At 56.1% G+C, this 20,721-nt stretch carries 22 protein-coding genes; 9 read left to right on the top strand and 13 right to left on the bottom strand.

The genetic code is table 11. The features are described 5' to 3' along the window. The first annotated feature begins 26 nt into the window (after positions 1 to 26). The 8 genes from SO140_RS22265 (at position 27) to SO140_RS22230 (ending at position 6,883) form a co-directional block, all read left to right on the top strand. Entirely contained in the window at positions 27 to 1,145 is a 1,119-nt protein-coding gene (locus SO140_RS22265; protein WP_498543121.1) for an NAD(P)/FAD-dependent oxidoreductase, read from the top strand. A gap of 9 nt (positions 1,146 to 1,154) precedes the next feature. After that, positions 1,155 to 2,288, top strand: coding sequence for an aminotransferase-like domain-containing protein (locus SO140_RS22260; protein WP_498543120.1), 1,134 nt, complete (start codon positions 1,155 to 1,157; stop codon positions 2,286 to 2,288). A 57-nt stretch (positions 2,289 to 2,345) separates the two neighbouring features. After that, positions 2,346 to 3,557, top strand: coding sequence for an aminotransferase-like domain-containing protein (locus SO140_RS22255; protein WP_498543119.1), 1,212 nt, complete (start codon positions 2,346 to 2,348; stop codon positions 3,555 to 3,557). A 347-nt stretch (positions 3,558 to 3,904) separates the two neighbouring features. Continuing rightward, the gene (locus SO140_RS22250) at positions 3,905 to 4,159 is read left to right on the top strand and encodes a RidA family protein (RefSeq protein ID WP_498543118.1); all 255 of its coding nucleotides are present in this window, start codon (positions 3,905 to 3,907) and stop codon (positions 4,157 to 4,159) included. Between the two features lie 65 nt (positions 4,160 to 4,224). After that, positions 4,225 to 4,368, top strand: a complete 144-nt coding sequence (locus tag SO140_RS22245; protein WP_498543117.1) for a hypothetical protein — start codon at positions 4,225 to 4,227, stop codon at positions 4,366 to 4,368. 79 nt (positions 4,369 to 4,447) lie between these two features. Beyond that, a complete protein-coding gene (locus tag SO140_RS22240) occupies positions 4,448 to 4,603 on the top strand; it encodes a transposase (protein WP_498543163.1) in 156 nt (51 codons plus the stop codon). Further along, complete coding sequence (locus SO140_RS22235; RefSeq protein WP_498543116.1) at positions 4,585 to 5,175, top strand: hypothetical protein; 591 nt, start codon at positions 4,585 to 4,587, stop codon at positions 5,173 to 5,175. The genes SO140_RS22240 and SO140_RS22235 overlap by 19 nt, the downstream gene beginning before the upstream one ends. Before the next feature lie 916 nt (positions 5,176 to 6,091). Beyond that, positions 6,092 to 6,883, top strand: a complete 792-nt coding sequence (locus SO140_RS22230) for a class I SAM-dependent methyltransferase (RefSeq protein WP_498543115.1) — start codon at positions 6,092 to 6,094, stop codon at positions 6,881 to 6,883. Between the two features lie 407 nt (positions 6,884 to 7,290). On the opposite strand, the gene SO140_RS22225 is transcribed toward SO140_RS22230, so the two are convergent. The 8 genes from SO140_RS22225 to SO140_RS22190 are packed head-to-tail and all read right to left on the bottom strand — an operon-like array spanning position 7,291 to position 13,593. Beyond that, positions 7,291 to 8,025 carry a DUF1045 domain-containing protein gene (locus SO140_RS22225; RefSeq protein ID WP_498543114.1) on the bottom strand — a complete coding sequence of 245 codons (735 nt, stop codon included), beginning with the start codon at positions 8,023 to 8,025 and terminating at the stop codon, positions 7,291 to 7,293. After that, positions 8,025 to 8,768, bottom strand: coding sequence for a phosphonate C-P lyase system protein PhnL (gene phnL / locus SO140_RS22220; RefSeq protein WP_498543113.1), 744 nt, complete (start codon positions 8,766 to 8,768; stop codon positions 8,025 to 8,027). The genes SO140_RS22225 and phnL overlap by 1 nt, the downstream gene beginning before the upstream one ends. 23 nt (positions 8,769 to 8,791) lie before the next feature. Continuing rightward, positions 8,792 to 9,589, bottom strand: a complete 798-nt coding sequence (gene phnK, locus SO140_RS22215) for a phosphonate C-P lyase system protein PhnK (RefSeq protein ID WP_498543112.1) — start codon at positions 9,587 to 9,589, stop codon at positions 8,792 to 8,794. Further along, positions 9,586 to 10,488, bottom strand: a complete 903-nt coding sequence (locus tag SO140_RS22210; protein ID WP_498543162.1) for an alpha-D-ribose 1-methylphosphonate 5-phosphate C-P-lyase PhnJ — start codon at positions 10,486 to 10,488, stop codon at positions 9,586 to 9,588. Before SO140_RS22210 ends, phnK begins: the two co-directional genes overlap by 4 nt. Continuing rightward, the gene (locus SO140_RS22205) at positions 10,475 to 11,596 is read right to left on the bottom strand and encodes a carbon-phosphorus lyase complex subunit (RefSeq protein WP_498543111.1); all 1,122 of its coding nucleotides are present in this window, start codon (positions 11,594 to 11,596) and stop codon (positions 10,475 to 10,477) included. The genes SO140_RS22210 and SO140_RS22205 overlap by 14 nt, the downstream gene beginning before the upstream one ends. Further along, positions 11,597 to 12,202 carry a phosphonate C-P lyase system protein PhnH gene (phnH, locus tag SO140_RS22200; RefSeq protein WP_498543110.1) on the bottom strand — a complete coding sequence of 202 codons (606 nt, stop codon included), beginning with the start codon at positions 12,200 to 12,202 and terminating at the stop codon, positions 11,597 to 11,599. Then, the gene (gene phnG / locus SO140_RS22195; protein WP_498543161.1) at positions 12,199 to 12,678 is read right to left on the bottom strand and encodes a phosphonate C-P lyase system protein PhnG; all 480 of its coding nucleotides are present in this window, start codon (positions 12,676 to 12,678) and stop codon (positions 12,199 to 12,201) included. Before phnG ends, phnH begins: the two co-directional genes overlap by 4 nt. 51 nt (positions 12,679 to 12,729) lie before the next feature. Continuing rightward, positions 12,730 to 13,593: an endonuclease/exonuclease/phosphatase family protein gene (locus SO140_RS22190; protein WP_498543109.1), complete on the bottom strand. Its 864-nt coding sequence runs from the start codon at positions 13,591 to 13,593 to the stop codon at positions 12,730 to 12,732. A 159-nt stretch (positions 13,594 to 13,752) separates the two neighbouring features. Between SO140_RS22190 and phnF the strand changes: the two genes are divergently transcribed. Further along, positions 13,753 to 14,505, top strand: coding sequence for a phosphonate metabolism transcriptional regulator PhnF (phnF, locus tag SO140_RS22185; RefSeq protein WP_498543108.1), 753 nt, complete (start codon positions 13,753 to 13,755; stop codon positions 14,503 to 14,505). Positions 14,506 to 14,536: 31 nt separating this feature from the next. On the opposite strand, the gene SO140_RS22180 is transcribed toward phnF, so the two are convergent. The 5 genes from SO140_RS22180 to SO140_RS22160 all read right to left on the bottom strand — a co-directional run bounded on the left by SO140_RS22180 (position 14,537) and on the right by SO140_RS22160 (position 20,153). Then, a complete protein-coding gene (locus SO140_RS22180; protein ID WP_498543107.1) occupies positions 14,537 to 15,379 on the bottom strand; it encodes a carbohydrate ABC transporter permease in 843 nt (280 codons plus the stop codon). Next, on the bottom strand, positions 15,376 to 16,287 hold the full coding sequence (locus SO140_RS22175) for a carbohydrate ABC transporter permease (RefSeq protein ID WP_498543106.1): 912 nt from the start codon (positions 16,285 to 16,287) through the stop codon (positions 15,376 to 15,378). The genes SO140_RS22180 and SO140_RS22175 overlap by 4 nt, the downstream gene beginning before the upstream one ends. A gap of 104 nt (positions 16,288 to 16,391) precedes the next feature. Next, positions 16,392 to 17,567: an ABC transporter ATP-binding protein gene (locus SO140_RS22170; protein ID WP_498543105.1), complete on the bottom strand. Its 1,176-nt coding sequence runs from the start codon at positions 17,565 to 17,567 to the stop codon at positions 16,392 to 16,394. Between the two features lie 75 nt (positions 17,568 to 17,642). Next, a complete protein-coding gene (locus SO140_RS22165; protein ID WP_498543104.1) occupies positions 17,643 to 18,794 on the bottom strand; it encodes an alpha-D-ribose 1-methylphosphonate 5-triphosphate diphosphatase in 1,152 nt (383 codons plus the stop codon). 78 nt (positions 18,795 to 18,872) lie between these two features. Continuing rightward, positions 18,873 to 20,153, bottom strand: coding sequence for an extracellular solute-binding protein (locus SO140_RS22160; RefSeq protein WP_498543103.1), 1,281 nt, complete (start codon positions 20,151 to 20,153; stop codon positions 18,873 to 18,875). Between the last annotated feature and the right edge of the window lie 568 nt (positions 20,154 to 20,721).

Below are 20,721 nucleotides of genomic sequence, written 5' to 3'. Positions count from 1 at the left end.
GAACCCCCTTTAACAAGGAGTAGGCAATGAAAGTTGGAGTGATTGGAGCAGGCATCATTGGCACCTCCATTGCCTATCATCTTGGAAAGGCTGGCGCGAGGGTCACAGTCTTCGATATTGGTAAACCTGGCAATGGTGTCTCTTCCAAATCATTTGCTTGCCTCAATGCGTTCGGCCAACCTTCTGCCGACCTACCATTCCGGCTGAAAGCTATCCGTTATCACAGCGCGATTGCTCGCGAGATCGGAAGCGAGCGACACTTGCATATCAGCGGCGCGCTTCGCACCGCTTCCGTCGATAGCGAGGCCGCAAAGATCACAGCAAACGCAAAGGCGATGCGCGAATGTGGCAGTGATGCGACACATTTAACTGCCTCGACCGCCAATGAGCTAGAACCGCTTTTCCAGGCACATACGATGATTGAGTGCGTCAACGTGCTGGATGAAGGCTGGGTCGATGCAAAAGGCCTGTCTCGATGCCTAGCACGTGTAGCGACGGAGGAGTTCGATGTACAATTTCAACGGCTGCGTGTATTGCGCATTGGGAACGATGGGTTGAAACCCTGGATCAACTATGATCTTGGCACCGATTTTTTTGATTGCGTCGTCCTGGCGGCTGGAAACGACTCCAATTCAATCCTCGAGGCGTCGGAAATTACTCCTCTCCCTATAACAGAAAAGCCCGGGGCACTGCAGGAACTGGCCTATCCAACACACTCAAGACGACTGAGGCACGTAGTCTATGCGGACAACTTTCATGTCAGGCCCGGTGACAGGGGCGGCATCATGGCTGGCATATCTCCACTAGCGGGACATTGGTCATCAAGCGACCGGTTCGAAAAAGAGAATAAGGCTATTTCGGACTCCGGAGCAAAGTGGATTGATCGGTTTGCAGAAATGCGCGGAAAATCAGTGCTCAGTATCAGGTCTCTGCCGGCGGATGAGCTTCCAATTCTCGGCAGGCTCAACGATGCCAGCCAAGTTTACATCGCGGTTATGCATGGCGGAATTACGCTTGGCCCATTAGTCGGGCAAATTGTCGCCAGCGAAATTGTCGAGGAACAAGTCTGCGGCTTGTTAGCGCGGTATCGCCCCTCGCGTTTTTGTAAAACCGCGCCTTGCGCATCGATCGCACAAACACGGTAGATTGGGAACATGAAGTTGAAAACGACGAGAGAATCAGAGGGAGAGAATCGGCAGGTGGCCGGTGAGATTAGCCTCATCCGCAGTACTCCGCCTGCTCCCCTTTGGCTAAGCGATACAGTACGCCAAACGCTTGCCGGTGTGGCAACTGAGGTGGACATTGATCGGCTCTTCAGGACGCATCGCTTTCGGGGAACGGAAGCGGACAGAGAAGCTGGAGCAGGCTGGTTGGCTGAACGCCTCGGAGTTGGACCCTCAATCGACAGAATGATCACCACGAATGGCACGCAGAACGCTCTTTTTCTTGCGACGCTTGCAACCACGCGCGAGAAGAAAATTATCGCGGTCGAAGAAATTGGCTACTATGGCTTTCGAAACATTGCTGCACTATTGGGCATCGAACCGCGCGCCATTGCGATGGACCAGAATGGCATGCTCCCGGACGCACTAAATGAAGCGTGCCATGACGGGAAAGTAGCGGCTGTTTATTTTCAGCCTACTGTGCATAATCCGACGGCTTATGTAATGTCCCTAGAGCGTCGACAAGAGTTGGCTGCGGTGGCGCGACGCAACAATCTTCCGATCCTAGAAGATGACGTCTACGGATTTCTTCCGGAGAGCTCCCCACTTGCAATTTCTACTTTTGCTCCTGAACTGGCGTGGTATGCGACCGGACCCGCAAAGTGCATCGCACCTGGGCTAAGAATTGGCTACTTGGTGGCACCTACCGCGGAAGCCGCATCGGCTGCATTCGGTGCCGTGTCAACGGTCACCACTTGGCATGTATCTCCGCTCGTTGCAGAAATCGCACGGCAGTGGATCGCAAACGGCACCATGCAAGCTGTCCGAAATGCCGTCAGATCGGAGGTGCGAATGCGCCAGGCAATTGCCGCGGAGGTGCTAGAACGTGCGGACTATCTTAGCCATGAGGATTCGATATTCCTTTGGCTAAGGCTACCAAGCGACAAAAGTGAGGAGAGATTCCTGGCCGCTGCTCGATCTTTGGATGTGATCCTTCGACCGGGCTCAATGTTTTGGGTCTCCCCGCCCAACCAAGTCGATCGAATTAGAATTGTCTTAGGTAGTCCCGATTCCGCTCGAGAGGTGAGAATTGCACTTGAGGCCATCGCCTCGCTTCTTTGTTGAACTGATGCGGCAGGTGGCTGCGCTCTTCACGAACTACTTGCAAAGTAGGAGACATCAATGTCAGAGGCCCAGATTGGATTTGCTCTTAGCGCGGGACAATCATTTGTACGCGCCGACGATGAATTCCGCCTGGATGTGTTGAACGGGACCCATATTGACCTGTATCAGGACATCCCTCCCGCATCGACTGACCGGGCCTCAATTATCCAACAGATGCTAAGCCACTTAGACCAGACTCGTGGCATCGATCAAGCATTCCGGTATCACCGATACCAAGGAACCGACGCCGATCGAAAGGCGGCGGCCTCATGGATGGCCACTCGCGTCGGCTCCATGCCCGATCCTAGCAGAGTGGTTGTGACACACGGATCACAGAACGCATTGGTCATGGTGTTGTCGACCATAGTCGGCCAGCGAGGCCTCCTTTTATTGGAAGAACTCACTTATCCGTCCGTAAAAGTGATCTCCGAGCTTCTCGGAATCCAAACGGCGGCAGTCGCGCTGGACGATGAAGGCGTGAGGCCCGATGCATTGCTTGAAATTTGCAAAGCTAATCCTCGCCAAATGGCCCTCTACTGTATGCCAACTGTCCACAATCCAACGACGAGGACAATGTCACTCGAACGACGATTGGCGATCATCGAGGTATGCCGAAGCTATAATGTAAGCCTGATTGAGGATGACGCTTATGGTCTCTTTTCGACCGATGCAATTCCTACCCTCTCCCAACTAGCGCCTGACATCACTTGGTATATGTTTACGGTAGCAAAGGCACTCTCATTGCAGCTTCGGCTATGCTTGCTGATCGCCCCCACAGAGTCCGCGGTAAACAGGGTGTTTAGCTCGACAAGGCGGATGACTTTCTGGATGGCAGCTCCGCTATCGGCCATCTTGCTAACGAGACTTATTGAGAATGGTGATATCCAGCGTCTCGTTGCAGGAGTGAAGGAAGAAACCGCCAAGCGACAAGCGCTGGTAGGGGAGATCCTTGATGGGTTGGACTATAGGTCCCGACCGTTCTCGCCACATTTATGGTTGACGCTTCCGGCGCCATGGGACCGGCGAACATTTGCAAAAACGGCGCGAGAGAACGGCGTTCTTGTTAACACGAGCGACGCCTATCACGTTGGTCCGGCGACGCCCCCGGAGGCAGTTCGCGTCTGCATCGGAGCGCCCAAGCGGGAGGAAGTTCGGACCGCCCTTAATCGAATATCTGACCTGGTTCGAGACAACGTCGGCACCCGAGCGGTTCCCGCAGCATATGGCTGACCTCGCACCCAGACCATAACGATCAACGACGGCACAATGGGATGCGATTGAGGCTCTCCCGCTCGATCGCGCGCTTGAACTCAAATATCACCGAGATAACAGCTGGCGGCTGTATGGCCTCGCAGTTGATCCGAGAGTACGTAAATAGGAGGCCGCTACTGCTCTGCTGAGCAAAATTTCAGATGTGGCTGAGAATTCTGACGTGAGGCAGGCTTGGCACTGTCCTAGGCAGCAAGCCTTGAGTCTCGAGTCGGCTTTCAACGTAGGTGAGGCGGTCGAAATAAAGGGGGACCGGCCTCGCCATTCTAGCTCGCAAAGTGGTGTGCCCTTACTATTTGGAGCGTAACATGGATGAAGAAACCCGGATTCAGCGTGTTGCAGGCGTGGCTGACGGCAGGAGTTCTGGTTCTGCTTTTGGCAATCTCGCGTGGGCGGTGGCCACGTCAGACGATAAAGGCCTGGGTCTAAGAGGACAGACTCTTGCGACCTTCGCAAAAATCGAGCGTACTTTGGCCGCTTTTGGTAGTGATAAGCGACACCTACTGTCGGTCACGGTTATTCTTGCCAATCTCAATGACAAGAAGGTGTTTAGATGTGTATAAGAGACAGTTCTGAGGGTGTCCGATGTAAGGAGGTTTGTGTGAGTTACCTTTTGGAGGAGACTCACATGACGACCGATACGACGATCACCCCTGAACTGCTGGACCAGCCTCTTGCGAACTACAGCAAGCCCGAAGACTCGACCGACGAGAACAGGCTGTTCAAGCAGCTCAAGAGGACTTTATCGAGCGCGCGCTTGAGGCCGAGCTGACCGAGCATTTGGGCTCCCGCCGACCAGGGCTGAGGAACAGCCGGGACGAGCTCGAAGGCAATCCTGAGAGGATGGCGAGATCGGGATTACCATGCCTCGCGATCGGGCCGACGGCTTCGAACCGCAGACGTTCGCCAAGGGACAGACCCAGTTCGATGGATTCAACGACAAGATCCTGCGCCTTTATGCCCGCGGCATTCCCGCCGAGGCGATCACATGCGCACTCTCACTTTGATCGCCGCGCTTCAGTGGGCGAAATCATCTCGGAACGGTGGGCGACATCAAATCGGAATAGTGGGCGAGATCATTCCAGAATGGTGGGCGACATCGAGTGGATTCTGCACGCAAGCTTCGAATTCTGCCGCCGATCGGCAAGCAGAAGAAATCTCCCACACTCCCTCTGACCGTGATCCATGCTCAAGAGCGGGAAGGCCGAAGCGGCGAAAGATGATCGAGTGGAAGCTCCTCACCGACCTCCCGCTCCAATCGCGCAAGGACGCTATCGAAAGGATAGAATGGTGCGCGTTGAGGTGGAAGATCGAAATCTTCCATAAAATCCTAACATCGAGCTGCAAGGCGAAGGAGTCGAAATTGCGAACCGGTGAGCGTCTGGTCAATCTGATCGCAGTTTTCTGCATTGAGAGTTGGCGCGTCTTTTGGATGACGATGCTCAATCGTTCCTCGCCGAATGCCCTACCGCAGACGGCGCTGACAGATCCCGAAATCAGGCTTCTTGATCATTTGATGAAAGACAGAGGTGACGATCGCTCTCAACGAAGTACGTTCTTGACCCAAAATTGCGCGTAATGGAAAGAGCAAAGGACCGCTTACGACGAGGCGGCGCTCAAGCTGTTGTATCTCGCCATCCGGAACGCTGGCAGTCCATCGGCGGCGGCCGGTCGAATGGACTGCTGCGATGGGGCAGTTCGCGATCCACCTCGGGCGCGGTTTCCCGGAACGGCGCGCTGATGATCACAACCGACATCACGGCGCCGATGATGATTGGTGAGACCGAACCTTCGCCGTCCAGCCCCGCGCGTGCGGGTTTCAGAGCTTGACCGCTCGGTCCAGCCAAGCAGAATTGTCCGCCACGCCGTCGACGCCAGCCTTCAATGTCTCGAACACCAACCCACCTTCACAGAAATCGCTTACATAAAACTTCGTACATTCCTGGTGCTCTCACCCTGCAGCTTTTTCAACTGCTCGGTTTCGGAGACGCCATACTCTCCTAGCATTTTTCAAAAGAGGCTAGAGCGAACAGCAAAGAAAAAACCATAAGACGCTCATAAATCGCGACTACTCGCGAGCGCATTGACTTATCTAACCCGCGCTCCTTTTTTCGCCAACAACGATCGAAAGCTGCGCGGGCTAGGGCGATGGTTGTTTTTCAATACTGTCGCCAGCTACCACATTTCGTTCCAGTCAACTACCAGGGTTACCAATTGATCTACATGTGAGGAACATGCGAAGCACTGGTCGACTAGCGCGGTCTCCAATGCGCACGCAACATGATGTACGATTCGTCAGCGGGCGCTGATCGATGCGCTTACTAGCGCTTGCAGTTCTGCGTAAAGCACGACCGCCCTTTCATAACTCGAGCCGGCGCGATTGCCGTGCGGACCGCCTCCTGGGGGTTCACTGAACATGACAACACAATCAGCATCTTCGGCGTCGTGTCGGAGAGCAGCCGTGGATAGATAAGACAAGATGTACGGAGGGACGCATGATCGTAGCAAGTGAAGTGTATCGCGGTGCGGCCGTCTACTATGCACGGTATATGATACCATATTCGGAAGACATCTTCCGGTCATTAGTTCGCGTTTGCGGCCTCGCCAACAACAGTCGCGCGCTCGATCTTGGTGCCGGCACGGGACAGATCGCCATCCCCTTGGCACGCTCGGTTGCTGACGTGCTTGCCGTCGATCCAAGCGACGAAATGGTGCGGGAAGGCAGGCGAATGGCGGATACCTTAGGGGTCAAGAACATAGAGTTTCTACTGTCGAGATCTGAAGATCTAAACGACTCAAGCTCGTCGTTTGACATCGCAACAATTGGGGGCTCCTTTCTTTGGATGGATCGATCGACGGTGTTGGCAAAGCTAGGCCAAATACTTAAACTGAATGGCTGTGTTGCGATCATCAACCGCGAGCGGGATGGCTCGGAACCTGGAGAATGGCGCAATGGGATGTGGAGCGACATCGAGAAATTCTGGGGAGGACGCTTGCCGGCTGGTCCCGGAGCCGTTCGGCCCGAACTGACAGAGTCCGATCGAGAAGTTCTTCTAGCCTCCGATTTCAACGAAATTACAGAGCTTCGTCACTATTACGAGCATCACTGGAACATTGATGACCTACTTTGCTACCTCTCCTCAACGTCAGTAGGTGCGCCAGGTGTTCTCGGAAGTCGTCGTGACGAGTTTACGACGCGTATTCGTCGGTTGTTGCTGTCATATTCGCCATCTGGTCACTTTGTGGAACTAGGTCACGTCACGACGTTACTCGGATATAGACCGTAAGCGGGTGTTCTACCGTTTCGGTTGGACAGCCCCTCAACGGGTGTGGTGACATTGATTAATTACATGTAGTTGCGAGTAGCAGTGACGAGCCAAAGGAACGGCGCCCCGGGGAGCAATTGGCGACGACGACAATCCCGCGACCGAGGTGATCTTCATCTTCCGTAGGAATGCTGTAGAAAAGCCCATGCGCCTGCCAACGCCGAGTGCCGGCACCGGCTCGGCGTTGGAACTCTTCGATATCGATACATTATACATTCCTGATGCTCGCCGAAGGACGTCCTGTGATGACCGGGCGGACGAAATGGGTCTGATTGCAACTGCGCACGGGCATATGTAACAAAGCCTCCTTGCCAGCACCGCTGTGGCCAACAACGAGAACCAAGTGGCCGCACGCAGAGGTCATCGGCTCATACCGCCTCCTTGAGGAGGGTACAGCTCCTCAAGGCGAACTGCGACCGCACGATAAAATCCGCGCGGGAATTCTCCTGAACGAAGAGGGAAAGAGCATCGATGGTATAGTCTTCGAAGAGCAACGGCGCGAAGATCGCATCCAGCTCTTTCCGCACGCGGGGCCGACTTTCGGCCGACACGCGGTCAGTTAGGGTAATGTGGAAGCGGAAGCGATCGAAGACGTAAGGATAGCCCCATCGCACAAGATGTGTGGTCTCTGTCTCATCTAGTGGGCTGCACAAATGCCATTGAAACTCGTCCTGACTTAGGGGTGCACGGAAGCGATCGAAGTCCTCGACGATGTGCGAGGCAAAGCCAAGCAGAGTGGGGATCGAACTCACGGGAATTAGGGCGAAGAATCCGCCGAGCCGATCAATCTTCAGGGGCCCGATTGGGCATGGCCGCCAAGTCGCCACGAACTTACGGAGCGCGCGCTCCAGTTCCTCGACCGAACATCCCTTCCTCAGCCGGAACGGCGCCTTGAGCGCCGCGTGGAAACCATAGCGGCGGGCCGCGCTGGTCAGCGTGTTGCGACCCAGACTCGTAGTAGCAGCAGCGAGTTCAACGTGAGCTCTCGGCGAGCCTCCAGCAAACGCGTCGCGCCCAAGCCAAGCTCTCGCTGCGACCGTCAGCGGGTGTTCCGGTGCCGGCGTGTAGTAGATCGCGTAGCGCGGCCAGGAGGATTCGGACATTATGCGGCTGCCTCCGCGGTTGTGGTACGGCGCCGAGAATTATGAACGGGCGACCGGCCCACCTCGAACAGGCGGTCGGCCAAAACTTCGCGCACCCCCTCATCATGGAAGATGCCGACTATGGCGGCTCCGCGCCTCTTGGCCTCGTTGATCAACTCGACCACAGTCTGGCGGTTGGCGGCATCGAGCGAGGCTGTCGGCTCGTCGAGAAGCAGCACCGGGTAATCCAAGATGAAGCCGCGCGCGATATTGACGCGTTGCTGCTCACCACCCGAGAAGGTGGCTGGCGCCAGAGACCAGAGCCGCTCGGCGATGCGCAGCCGGGAAAGAAGAGTGCGGGCGGAGGCATACGCCGTCTCTGAAGGAACCCCGTTTATGATCGCCGGCTCGGCCACGATGTCTAGTGTCGAAACCCTTGGAATGACACGCAGAAACTGGCTGACATAGCCAATGGTGCGGCGACGGATCTCGATCACCTGCCATGGCTCGACGGCCAGCAGATCGACGACGGTACGCTCGTGTTGGACGAGGATCTTGCCAGCGTCGGGCTTGTAGTTCGCATAAAGCGAGCGCAATAACGTGGATTTGCCGGCGCCAGATGGTCCGTGCAAGCATACGCATTCACCCGAGGCGACCTTGAGCTCGATGCTGCTAAAAACAGGAATCTCCGCACCACCCTGCGTATGAAGGATAAAGTTCTTGGTTAGGTCGTGAGCGTGAAGAGAGATATTACCGGTGTTCATTTTAGCTTACACTCCTTTACGCCTCAGACCTGCAGGACCGACGAGACGAGCAACTGAGTGTAGGGGTGGTGCGGATCATCGAGCACTTGGTCAGTCAGCCCCTCCTCGATCACTCGTCCGCGCTGCATCACCATTAAGCGGTCAGCAAGCAAGCGCACGACGGCTAGATCGTGAGTGACGATCACCGCCGCAATACCGAGTTCGCGGACCAGGCCGCGCAATACATCGAGAAGCCTTGCCTGTACGGAAACGTCCAATCCCCCGGTCGGCTCGTCCATGAACACCAATCGTGGTCGCGTCACGAGGTTGCGAGCGATCTGCACCCGCTGCTGCATTCCACCTGAAAACGTTTTCGGTTTGTCATCGGTGCGAGCAAGGTCGATTTCGACCTTCTTCAGCCAGTCCTCAGCCTCGGCGCGGATGTTGCCGTAGTGACGGGCGCCGATTGCCATCGGCCGTTCGCCGATATTGCCGCCGGCAGTGACATCCATCCTGAGCCCATCGCGCGGATTCTGGTGGACGATGCCCCAATCAGTTCGCGCCAGCCTCCGGCGCTCGGGCTCCGATAACGTCAGGATGTCAACCGGACCGCGCTGTTTCGTGTCATAGACGATCGAGCCTGCATCGGGAACTAGGCGTCCAGCTAGGCACGCCAGCAGCGTCGACTTGCCGGATCCGCTCTCGCCGACGACGCCAAGAACCTCGCCAGGATAAAGTCTAAACGACACATCCACACAGCCCACCTGGTCGTCATAGGATTTGGAGACGCGGGAGACATCCAGAAGTGTTCGCCGGGCCGCAAAGTTGCCGAGTAAGGTCACGACCGGTTCCCCTCGCTCGTTGGGACTGGACCGCTACCCGGCTCGAGTTTTTGTACTGCTCGGCGTGTGCTGCAGTAGTCAGTATCGGAGCACACGAACATGCGTCCGCCGCGGTCGTCGGTAATTACTTCGTCGAGGTAGGAAGTGCCAGACCTACAAAGCGCACAGGCTTGCTTCCACTGCTGGACCTCGAAGGGGTGGTCGTCGAAATCTAGGCTCCGCACGCTCGTGTAGGGCGGCACCGCATAAATGCGCTTCTCCGTGCCGGAGCCAAAAAGCTGAATTGCAGGGTTGTTCTGCAACTTCGGATTATCGAACTTCGGTATCGGAGTCGGCGCCATCAGATACCGGTCATTAACTATCACCGGATACTCCCACGTGCGCGCTATGTGTCCAAAACGAGCAATATCCTCGTACAGGGTCAGCTGCATCGCGCCATACTCCCCGTAAGCATGCATTTTGCGCGCCTCGGTCTCACGAATTGCGATCCGTCGCAGCGGTTCGGGTTGTGGCACTTGGTACACAAGTATTTGCTCTTCCATGAGAGCCGTTTCAGGTACTCGATGCCGAGTCTGGATAATTGTGGCCTCGTCGGTTTTTTCCGTTGTAGTTACCTGAGCGACTGTCTTGAAGAAGCGTCTAATCGATATCGCATTGGTCGTGTCATCTGCACCCTGGTCGATGACCTTCAAACGGTCATCCGGTCCAATGACGCTTGCTGTGACCTGAATCCCACCCGTGCCCCAGCCATAGGGCAGCGGCATCTCGCGGCCGCCGAATGGCACTTGATAACCGGGGATCGACAGAGCTTTGAGCAGCGCACGGCGGATCATGCGTTTCGTCTGCTCGTCTAGGTAGGCGAAGTTGTAGCCTCTACCGGGCCCGCTATTTGGTCTCATAACCTGATTCATTTTCTGCTTTTGGAGCTTCGGCGGCAAGCCGCTCGGCGCGCATTTTGCGGATTAGCTGCAGGTCGGCCTGAAAATCGACGTAGTGCGGCAGCTTATAGTGAGAAATCATTCCTGTAGCCTCGACGCTGTCGCTGTGGGAGAGAACAAACTCCTCGTCCTGCGCCGGATACCGCACATCTTCGTCGAACTCACGTGCTCGAAGCGCTCGATCGACGAGCGCAATGGACATAGCTTTCCGCTCACAATAACCGAAGGTGAGTCCATAGCCCCGCGCGAAATGAGGCAGAGTTCTCTGAGATCCATAAAAATGGCTGATCATTTGACACTCGGTAACCGTGATTTCCGCAACAACGATTGGGAAGCCAAGCTCTTCCGGAACGAGCTCGACCTCTACTTCGCCGAGACGTATTTCGGCTACGTAAGGATGCGTTCCGCCGTAACCTCTGGCAATGGAGTATCCAAGGCCGGCGATGAATCCCTCGTCAGCTCGGACTAAATTTTGGAGGCGCTGGTCGCGTCCAGCAGGTAGTTGCTTGGGTGAGCGGGTAAGATCGAATGGCTCGTTACCGCCGCGCCGTATGGCTGGCTCGACAAGGCCTTCGTCATCAATGAAATCCAGAACCCTAGGGAAGTCGGGATCGATTGAAACGTCGGGACCCGGCACTTCAGGATAGTCCCCATCTACTGTTTCCGCGAGGCGGAAGTCGAGAAGCCGATGAGTGTAGTCGTAGGTTGGTCCTAACAACTGACCGCCGGGAACATCTTTGAACGTTGCAGAGACGCGGCGGCGAACAGTCATTTGCGCTGTTTCGATCGGCTCTGAAGCCGCAATCCTGGGCAAGGTCGTGCGATACGCTCGCAAAAGAAAAATCGCCTCGGCAAGATCTCCTTGGGCCTGCTTCAATGCCAGTGCTGCAAGCCGCCGGTCGTAGATGGATCCCTCGTTCATCACCCGGTCAATCGCGAGCCCGAACTGCTCACTGATCTGCTCGAGCGTGAGTTCAGGCACTGTTGGATCGCCTCGGCGCTCCTCAGCAACCAGCTTGTGCGAGTTAAGGATTGCCTGCTCGCCACCTTTGACCGCAACGTAAGCCATCTAGAACTCCACACGGACAGTGCGCGGCAGTCCCACGATGGAGGACTCGCAGGTGAAAAACACATCTATCCCCTTTGGATAGATTTCACGGGTCATCTCTCGATCCGACCAAAATTGCGTAGGAAGGCCTGCGATCCCGGAGTACAAGCTCTCCCGGATTCCTGGTCCAGACCATTTGGTTGTGGGACCATCCACGAGTGAGGGCACCTGCACGATCAAGGTTGAACCTAAATCGGGAGCCTCGATCTCGCCAGACGGAAATTCCAAGAAGCTGGGCATAGATTGTGCATCGATAACGATCGCAAACCGCCCTTTTCGGTGGCTCTGCGTTAGAGGCACGCCGCAATGAAAACCAAGCCAGTCGACGATGCAGTCCACTGTCCCGCCCCGATCGAGCCAAAGCGATGTCTCGAAATCTAGAAGAGTGAGGCAAAGAGCAGCTGTTGAGACGCAGAACGGTTCAGGAGCGCCGACGTTACGGGCGAGAGTAAACACCCGGCCAGGATAGGCATTGCAGGACAGAAGCGTGCGAAAGACCGCTTGACTGTCGAACACAGGGTCTGTGAATCCCGGATGGATACGGGACATTGTTGTAGCTGTGGTCATCCCCGGTTTTCGCCTCTGATCATCGTGAAGAACTCCACCTTCGTCGAAGCGGCCTTCGCTCGGCGCTCTCTACGATGCCGCGACTGGATCTCACGCAAGGCTTCAACGACTCCCAACAAGAGGAGCTTATTGTTCTCGTCACATTGCAGAGCAGCATCTACTAAGGCGGCAAGCGTTGCATGTTGCCCATCGCCGCCTTGCACGTAGCCATGTCCGATGGTTCCGTCCGCGAGGCGCAATGCGCAGCGAGTGACGGTCACCTCGCCGACATTGAACGCATCGCCCTTGCCGCCAACCCGCCCTCGGACCATGACGAGTCCCGTTTCGGGAGATCTTAGCCAAGTCCAGGAGAGGCCCCGAACGAGGTTAGACGCAAGCCGGCTGAGGTCAGCCGAAGTTGATCGAGCGAGAATTCCTATCCAATCGGCTCGGCCAAGCTCCTCCGGCGGCGATACCGAGCCCTCACAATTTGCCATTTCTTGCATCTTGTCCACTAGAGGTTGTGCTTCACTGGAGTCGATCGCGGGTCATGCACCCAGCTCAACGAGCAAGGGCTGGTGATCCGACCCGTCAGCGGCCTTGTCGACAACCGCCGATTTGATCTTTCCCGTCAGGCTCTCGCTGACGAAGCAATAGTCGACGCGACAATTGTAGGGTGACAGGACCGTCCAACCTGCCTCGCGGGAGGCGTCCGAAAAACCATGGCAAACGGTCCAAGCATCAACGAACCCACCACGTCTGGTGAGATGACCGACTCGTTTTGAGCGCTCGCCCACCACAGCAGTATACGAGTCTGTCGCGTCCTCGAAATTGAAGTCACCCAGCAGGATGGCGCTGGAGGGCATCGAAGGAAGCGCAGGCTCCGAAGTCCAAGTGGCATCTACGGGATGCTCACCCGCGAGGACAGGACCTTCATCTGATGCCTTCTTGTGGTGGTCGAGGAGCCATTCGAGTTGACGATGACGCTGCTCGACCGACGTGCTGCAGAGGTGGGTGGAATAAAACCTCAGTAGCCCAATTGGCGTATCGATTAGGGCCTCCAACGCCCCCTTTTGCAGGTCCATGTAGACGGATGCGCCGTATTTGCTCACAAGATAGTTCCGGATCGATACAATCGGGTAACGCGATAGAATCATGTTACCGAACTGCCGCCTCACGCTGCTCCCGGAGGACTTCCGCACGTCAATTGTCGGCCCCCAAGCCACCTCGTGGTATGGCAACATGTCACGAATCAGAGCGACCTGATCTTGCCCCTGAGATCTATCCCAATTCACGTCGACTTCCTGCAGCGCGATGATATCGGCGTTGGCAACAGCATCGATGGCGCGCTTGAGGTCGAGCCTTTTGTCACGACCGACCCCGTACTGGATGTTGTATGTTGCGACGAGCACTTTCCTTGACACTCCAAACTGGATAAATTCATCGCAGCTGACCTTGTTCTTTCTTTATGATGCTTCCGTGACAATCGGCGCTGTCATCCTTCGACGACAGCTCGGGTTGTATAGAGGAATGGGATACGGCCCATGGGCCCGAGCTAGCTGAGAAACTCGATGGCACCACCACGTCAAGCTGCGCTTCGGTCGAATTCTGATGACGGCACACCTTCGTCACCGCGCTGGAAACAGATTCAGGCGGAGCTTGAAGAATGGCTTTCCGAGGGAAGATTTACTCCTGGCAGTAGGCTTCCAACAGAGGAAGAACTTGCCGAACAATTTGCTGTGCATCGACACACAGTTCGTCGCGCTGTGGAGCAACTCAAGCAAAATGAGCTTGTTCGCGTCGAGCAAGGAAAAGGAATATTTGTTCGAGAGCCCAGCCTGTCATACCGAGTTGGCCGAACAACGAAGCTATCTGCTGCGGCGAAAACAGTCGGGCGATCGCTGCAGTATCGCTTGATCTCAGTGGATCCGGTTCGGGCAGTAAAGTATGGAATTCCGCTGGGGCTTCCGGAGGGCCATCCGCTCATCCGTATCCGAATGGTCCGAGTGCTTGATGGACGGGCAATCGCTCTTTCTTGGTGCTATTATCCGCTTCCGAGATTCGAGGGCATAGCCCAATGGATCGCTAGCACCGGATCTATCACCGCCGCAATGAAGCGCTACGGTGTCGAAGAGATAAATCGAAAAAGTATGAGGGTTCGCGCAGTCGCACCGAGCGCCCAGGACGCAAAGCTTCTCGGAATTGAGCGCTCCACGCCGATGCTCGAAATTATCCATCTTGCACTTGACGAGAGGCACATCCCCATCGAGTTCTCGGTCACCAGATATGATGGGAAGTATTTCGACGTCCTCATCGATTTTTGACTTCAACTGCGTAAGGGTACGCGAAGCTGCGTTATCCCTTGATGCCTCCCTTAGCTATCCCTTCAATGAACCATTGCTGAGCTGCGAGAAAGGCCACGATCAGAGGCAGGACTACGAGAGTCGACGCGGCCATAAGTGGGCCATACTCCACTCCGGTGTCCTCGTTCTTGAAAGCCATAATACCCAGCGGCGGAGGCATGAGCTGTGGGTTATTGACGGCAATAAGGGGCCAAAACAGGTCGTTCCAGTGGGAAACAATAGAAAAGATCGAAAACGCGATAACCGCCGGCATGGCCATCGGCACCATAATCCTCCAGACAATCGCCAACTCAGAAAGGCCGTCAAGACGAGCCGCGTGGACGATGTCATCAGGGATCGACCTGAAGAATTGCCGGAATAGGAATATCCCAAACGGTGATACGACGAAGGGGAAAACCAGCGCGGCATAGGTATTGAGGATGCCGACGCTGTAGCCGAATATAAAAAGCGGCAGGGCCAATACCTGTTGGGGGAGGAGGAGACCGACCAGGACGAGCGCAAACAGCGTGCTGCGGCCTCTGAACTCCAGCTTTGCAAGCGCATAGGCGCAAGGCACGCAAACCAGAATCTGAAGGATGAGAATGGCCGCACAAACTCCGACGCCGTTAAGCATGTAGCGCAGCAGTGGGGCTGTGGTAATTACCTTTGTGTAGTTCTCGACAGCATACCATCGCTCGGGCAACAGAGAGTAGGAGGCGCGAAAGATCTCGGTCGGCGGCTTAAGGGAGAGCGACACCATCCATACAAAGGGTACCATGATCAGCGCGGCCGTCAGAAGGAGGATGGCATGGCGGGCGACCGCAGCGGGACGTAGGAAGTGATGTGCAGTGCTCATTGATAGTGCACCCTTCTGTCCATGATACGGGCCTGGACGAATGTGAGAGCTACCACGATCACCAGAAAGACGATTGTAACGGAGGCGCCGTAACCTGTTCTCAAATATTGGAAGCTTTCGCGATAGATGGTGTAGAGCAGCACCTCGGAGGAGTGACCCGGCCCCCCTTGGGTCAGGATCTGTACTGTATCGAAGGCCTCGAACGCGTGTAGCGCCACCACGATCACAACGAACATGGAAACTGGCCCTAGCATCGGCAGCGTGACGGTGCGCAGCCGATCGAGCCACTGGTCGGCGCCGTCGATAGCGGCGGCATCGTAGAGGTCTTCCGGAATTGACTTCAGCCCGGCGAGGAACAGCACCATGGCAAAGCCGAGGTTCTGCCAGATACCGATCACTGCCAGTACCGGCAGAACTGTCGCTTCATCGCGCAACCAGTTTGCTCCCGGTAATCCAAAAGTGGAAAGTGCCTGATTTACGAGGCCAATGGTGGGATGCAGCAGCGCCTCCCAAGCGATCGCCATGGCGGCAAGCGTGGCCATGTAGGGCAGGAAATGAATAGCGCGGTAGAAAGCGCGAAACGATTGCCCGCTTTCGATCAGTAAGGCGACCGAAAGCCCGAGGACAACGGTGCCCGGTACAACGATCAGCACATATACGACGGTGTTGAATACCGAGGTACGGAAGCCATCATCGGCGAACACTTCACGGAAATTGGCCAACCCCACGAATTCGAGTGACGGCCCGCCGAATTGCCAGTCCGTGAGCGCGATGGCGAACACCGCGATCACCGGGAGAAAGAACAGCACAATGAGCAGGAAGAAGGCAGGACCGGCCAGCGTCCATGCTGCCAATGCATACGCTAACCTTTGCCCACGCCCGCTCCGCGACGCAAGGGATGCAGCCACGCGAGGACGTCTCCCGCGCAACGAACCTGCGTAGTTTGCTGTTGGGGCGTTCCGGGGTCCAGCGATCGGACCCCGCCCAGATTCCAGCGGCTCGGTTCCCGCCTTCATCGCACATACTCGCGGAGCGGCATCACACTTGCCATAGCTGGGCAACGCGGCCGGATTCGTGAACCTTCGCGAGTGAATAGCAGCACCCGGTCGGGGTGCACACCAATATTGAGTGTCTGTCCAGCCGCGATGAGAGGGGCGCGCTCCGCCAGCAGCCTCGCTACCACGGGTTCAGTGACGCCCGGCATATCGAGATGAACGTAAAGATCCGAGCCCATGTGCTCAACCAACCTCACGGAACCTGTCAGAGTGCCTAGCCCCCTACGCTCGACGACATGAAAAGCCTCAGGGCGGATGCCTAGCGTCAATGCTGCGCCTGGGGCGCATTCGACATCGACAGCCAGTGTAGAGCCGGCCACATCGACCAGCCCCTGCTCGCGCACTGCGGCCTCCAACATGTTGATCTTCGGAGAGCCAATGAATTCAGCCACGCGGCGGTCGGCTGGATCGGCGTAGATCTGTTGCGGCGCCGCTACCTGCAGCAACTGCCCGTCGAGCATCACTGCCACCCTGTCCGACAACGTCATGGCCTCGGCCTGATCGTGTGTGACATAGATGAAGGTCACCCCGAGCCGCCTATGCAGCTCCTTGATTTCGGCTCGCAGCTGCACCCTGAGCTTGGCGTCGAGGTTCGACAATGGTTCGTCCATCAAGAATACCGCGGGATGGCGCACCATCGCCCGCCCGACCGCGACACGCTGGCGCTGACCGCCTGACAGCTCGCCCGGCTTCCGGTTCAGCAAGTGCCGAACTCCTAGAGCATCCGCAGTCTGCGTTACCTCTGCGGCTATCTCAGAACTGATCCGCTTCGTCCCGGGGAGCAGGGTCCCCAGTACAGGCAGGCGCTGCCACGCACTCAACCTACGCATCCTGAGCGGAAGCGTCATGTTATGTGAAACCGTCATGTGCGGATAGAGTGCGTAGGACTGGAAGACCATGGCGACGTCGCGACGCTTCGGACGGAGGCCGTCGACCACGCGCCCGCCAATCGATACCGACCCGCTGTCCTGAACTTCCAGCCCCGCCAAAATTCGAAGTAAAGTGGATTTCCCGCAGCCGCTCGGCCCAAGTAACGTGAGGAACTCGCCATCGGCGATTTGCAGCGCAATGTTCTGGAGAACTGCTGTCTGACCAAATGCCTTCTCTAGTCCAACAATCAGTACATCTGCCATGGCACCTCTCTGTAGTCCTTCGCCAAGCGGCGAGGACGGTCAGAATCAACTGACCGTAACGCACACGCAACGCGGTCAGTGCACTCTCAGGCCTGACCGCCAGACAGTCCGCAGGACGGGCAGACCGTCACGATATCGAACGCGGATCAGATCCGCCTTGGCTCCGATTGAAATCCTGCCGCGATCTTCCAGGCCACAGGCGCTTGCCGGATTTGATGTGACCGTGGCGATCGCTTGCGGCAGTTCATATCCGACAGGATCGGAAGTGAGCATGAAGGCTGCCTGGAGCAGACTGACCGGCATATAGTCCGAAGCTAAGATGTCGAGAACTCCATTCTCAGCACATTCCTGCGCAGATACATTACCGACATGAGACTTGCCGCGGACTAGATTCGGACCGCCCATGATTGTCTTCATACCAAGCGAGTGTGCTAGCCGCGCAGCTTGGATCGTGGTGGGAAATTCCGAAGCCGAACTGCCGAGCGCTAGCGCCTCATTAATCTCTTCTTCGCTTGAATCATCGTGACCGGCCAACGCAATTTTTCGTTCTCGTGCGATAGCGGCAATCGCCATCCTGTTAGGCCCAGCGTATCGGCGTTGCGCCTCGACCTCAGCAGAATACATGCAATCAAGCTCACTGTCGCTTAAACCCCGGCCCTTCTTCCGGTAGCTTCGCCAGGTCTCCACATCGCGGAACACCCTTTGGCCAGGTGTGTGGTCCATAAGGCTGAACATTTTAATCGGAAGATCTTCACCGAGCTGACGAACACGATCCGCGATTTGCGCATCGCTAAGCTCGCACCGAATATGAAAAAGGTGCTCAGCTCTAAGAGCGTTTGCCTTCTGACAGCTGCGGATACCATGAATGATTTCATGGGCGAGCTTCGTTCGGCTTCCATCCCCCCCACCAAGAGAGATTGGGTCACTCAACGAAATGGCGTCCAGGATCGTCGTAATACCAACCCCAATCACATTCGCATCATGAGCAATCGTAGCATACGTGCTTGGCCAAGTGACGTTGGGGCGTGGGGATATTTGCTTTTCTATGTTGTCGCTGTGGACGTCAACCAGCCCTGGAAGCAGGTAGTCCCCCCCAATATCCACCCCGGTCTGAGTGTTTAGAGTTCCAGTGGCGATATCCGAGATCACCCCGTCAGCGACCGTAATGCTGCCAAAAATGACCTCTCGTTCGAGAACAATGCGAGCGTTCTTAATTACTTCCTGCATATCTGTCTGCTTTCAGTGTCTGCATGTGTTGTTGGAAGTGCGCGACTCGGCTCAACAAAATACCGGGACGCCCACGAGTTACTTCGAAAGAAGTGCCTTCACATCGCTCACCAGCCTAGGCATCACCTCAGCCGGCGCTTGTTTCTGCGTTACTACGTCGCGAAGGAGGTCTCGCATTCTTGCGGAGATGCGCTGCGCGTTCGGCCCAGGAAAGGTGAAGGGTCCTGTCACGTGGGCCAGCTGATCCACCGCAGTCTTGTAGCAAGGATCAGCATAAAGCGTGCTTCGGAATTCCGGGTTTTCGATAGTCTTCCTATTGCTCGGCATATAACCGGTATATTTGGCCACCATAAGCTGACCAATTTCGCCAGTCGCGAATTTGATATACTCCCAGGCGGCTTTTTTCTTGGCCGGATCTTTCGCCATGATCATACCAGCGTTGCCCCCTGCAGGGTATCGGCCGTCACTCGACGAAAGTGGAAATGCAGCGCAGCCTAGTTGCCAGCCAGCGGCGTCGGCGGCGTTTTTAAACGTGCTCATGTCGCCCGATGTGGAGGCATAGATAGCCATTTTGCCAGCCTTGAAGGATTGCTGCGCTTGATCTCGTGTGGTGTCGATCATGCCCGAAGCTCCGAGCTTGTGCAGTGTTTCAAGCGCGGACATTCCCTCAGGACCATCGAACGTGATCTGAGTAAGATCGTCCGACATCATCTTGCCGCCCCGCGTCTCGATTAGCGCATCAAACGTGAGGTTCGCAGCGATGTAGTAGTAGTCGATATAGATGCCAGTTCCAGGACCAGTGACGTCGCCTATGCGCTTCGATAAACGAGCAATCTTGTCCCAAGATTCGGGCAATGCGCCAGCGGCTCCTTCAACCTTTCGGATCTGATCCCTATTGTAATAGATGAAGGAGATCGAGGTGTTAAACGGAATCCCGTAGACCTTCCCGTCAACCTGAGCCATCGTTGTGATCTTTGGGAGATAGCCTAGATCAGCCCAATTGGGTTCGTCCGCAATGAAGTCATCCAGCGGTGTCAGCAAGCCGCGCTCAACTAGCGGCCTCACAAAACCGTAGTACTGAAAACTCACGTCGGCGACTGAGCCCGTGATTGCGCCACGAATTGTGCGTTGGAAGACTTCGTCGTAGTTGGAGGCGGGAGCGCTGAAGCTTATTTTGATTTCGGGGTGCGCCTCCATGAATTTCGCTGCGATTGCTTTGTGCATTTCGAAATAAGCACCGAAGGCCGTATCAACGGTGATCTCGATAGGAGTCGCCTGCGACTCGTCTGAGGCTGTAATCAAAGTGAGCAGAGTCAATCCTGTAAGTACTGACCGTTTCATTCCGAGCATCTTTTCCATTTCTAAGATCCGTCGGGAACATCCCTGAGAGGGCTTCTGCTCAGACTGGCCGTCGACACATCCGACTGGATGCCGCCAAGAACGACAGCTCTTTGCCTCTTCGTGGCTCATCCTTGCCGACGCCATGCAAACATTATGTGACAGGAAGATGCGTCCGCCCTGGACAATGCCGGCAGTTGTACAGCGTAGGGCCGAGCTCAAGTGAGGGCGATAGAAGCCCTCTCCTGCCCTGGGGCAAACCGGTTGAGAGAGGACTGACCAATGAATAGCGCCGAGTAATGCCACTTGGCCTCGCCTCGGTACCTTTGCCGCAGCTTGCTGGTGCTCATTGGGGCTTGCGCGCGAAGGGTTCGATGGGTGAATCGCTTTCATTCCGCACGAGCATCGCCGCAAGAGGCAGTAATGGTTGGCTCGACCAGAGGCCCGCGAAATTGGCGTAACTTGCCGGAGCAACGATTGTCTGATCTCCGCATCGTTAAGCTGACGCTATTTCGCAAATGCCACCGGCCGAGACGCAGGATGCCACGCGCCAGGATAAGTGTTGAAGTTGCTTAGGCCGTAACTTGCG

This window comes from Bradyrhizobium sp. UFLA05-108, from assembly GCF_059803455.1.
The sequence above is the reverse complement of the archived record's forward strand: the minus strand, read 5'-3'. Positions and strand labels throughout refer to the sequence as shown.

What these genes read in the sequence shown, in the direction of transcription:
- phnL (WP_498543113.1), bottom strand. Translation starts at nt 8,768, where the DNA reads ATGAACACCGGTAATATCTCTCTTCACGCTCACGACCTAACCAAGAAC.
- SO140_RS22235 (WP_498543116.1), top strand. Translation starts at nt 4,585, where the DNA reads ATGCGCACTCTCACTTTGATCGCCGCGCTTCAGTGGGCGAAATCATCT.
- SO140_RS22250 (WP_498543118.1), top strand. Translation starts at nt 3,905, where the DNA reads ATGGATGAAGAAACCCGGATTCAGCGTGTTGCAGGCGTGGCTGACGGC.
- SO140_RS22255 (WP_498543119.1), top strand. Translation starts at nt 2,346, where the DNA reads ATGTCAGAGGCCCAGATTGGATTTGCTCTTAGCGCGGGACAATCATTT.
- phnF (WP_498543108.1), top strand. Translation starts at nt 13,753, where the DNA reads ATGGCACCACCACGTCAAGCTGCGCTTCGGTCGAATTCTGATGACGGC.
- SO140_RS22245 (WP_498543117.1), top strand. Translation starts at nt 4,225, where the DNA reads ATGACGACCGATACGACGATCACCCCTGAACTGCTGGACCAGCCTCTT.
- SO140_RS22230 (WP_498543115.1), top strand. Translation starts at nt 6,092, where the DNA reads ATGATCGTAGCAAGTGAAGTGTATCGCGGTGCGGCCGTCTACTATGCA.
- SO140_RS22265 (WP_498543121.1), top strand. Translation starts at nt 27, where the DNA reads ATGAAAGTTGGAGTGATTGGAGCAGGCATCATTGGCACCTCCATTGCC.
- phnH (WP_498543110.1), bottom strand. Translation starts at nt 12,202, where the DNA reads ATGACCACAGCTACAACAATGTCCCGTATCCATCCGGGATTCACAGAC.
- SO140_RS22170 (WP_498543105.1), bottom strand. Translation starts at nt 17,567, where the DNA reads ATGGCAGATGTACTGATTGTTGGACTAGAGAAGGCATTTGGTCAGACA.
- SO140_RS22260 (WP_498543120.1), top strand. Translation starts at nt 1,155, where the DNA reads ATGAAGTTGAAAACGACGAGAGAATCAGAGGGAGAGAATCGGCAGGTG.
- SO140_RS22205 (WP_498543111.1), bottom strand. Translation starts at nt 11,596, where the DNA reads ATGGCTTACGTTGCGGTCAAAGGTGGCGAGCAGGCAATCCTTAACTCG.
- phnG (WP_498543161.1), bottom strand. Translation starts at nt 12,678, where the DNA reads ATGGCAAATTGTGAGGGCTCGGTATCGCCGCCGGAGGAGCTTGGCCGA.
- SO140_RS22210 (WP_498543162.1), bottom strand. Translation starts at nt 10,488, where the DNA reads ATGAGACCAAATAGCGGGCCCGGTAGAGGCTACAACTTCGCCTACCTA.
- SO140_RS22165 (WP_498543104.1), bottom strand. Translation starts at nt 18,794, where the DNA reads ATGCAGGAAGTAATTAAGAACGCTCGCATTGTTCTCGAACGAGAGGTC.
- SO140_RS22160 (WP_498543103.1), bottom strand. Translation starts at nt 20,153, where the DNA reads ATGGAAAAGATGCTCGGAATGAAACGGTCAGTACTTACAGGATTGACT.
- SO140_RS22225 (WP_498543114.1), bottom strand. Translation starts at nt 8,025, where the DNA reads ATGTCCGAATCCTCCTGGCCGCGCTACGCGATCTACTACACGCCGGCA.
- SO140_RS22180 (WP_498543107.1), bottom strand. Translation starts at nt 15,379, where the DNA reads ATGAGCACTGCACATCACTTCCTACGTCCCGCTGCGGTCGCCCGCCAT.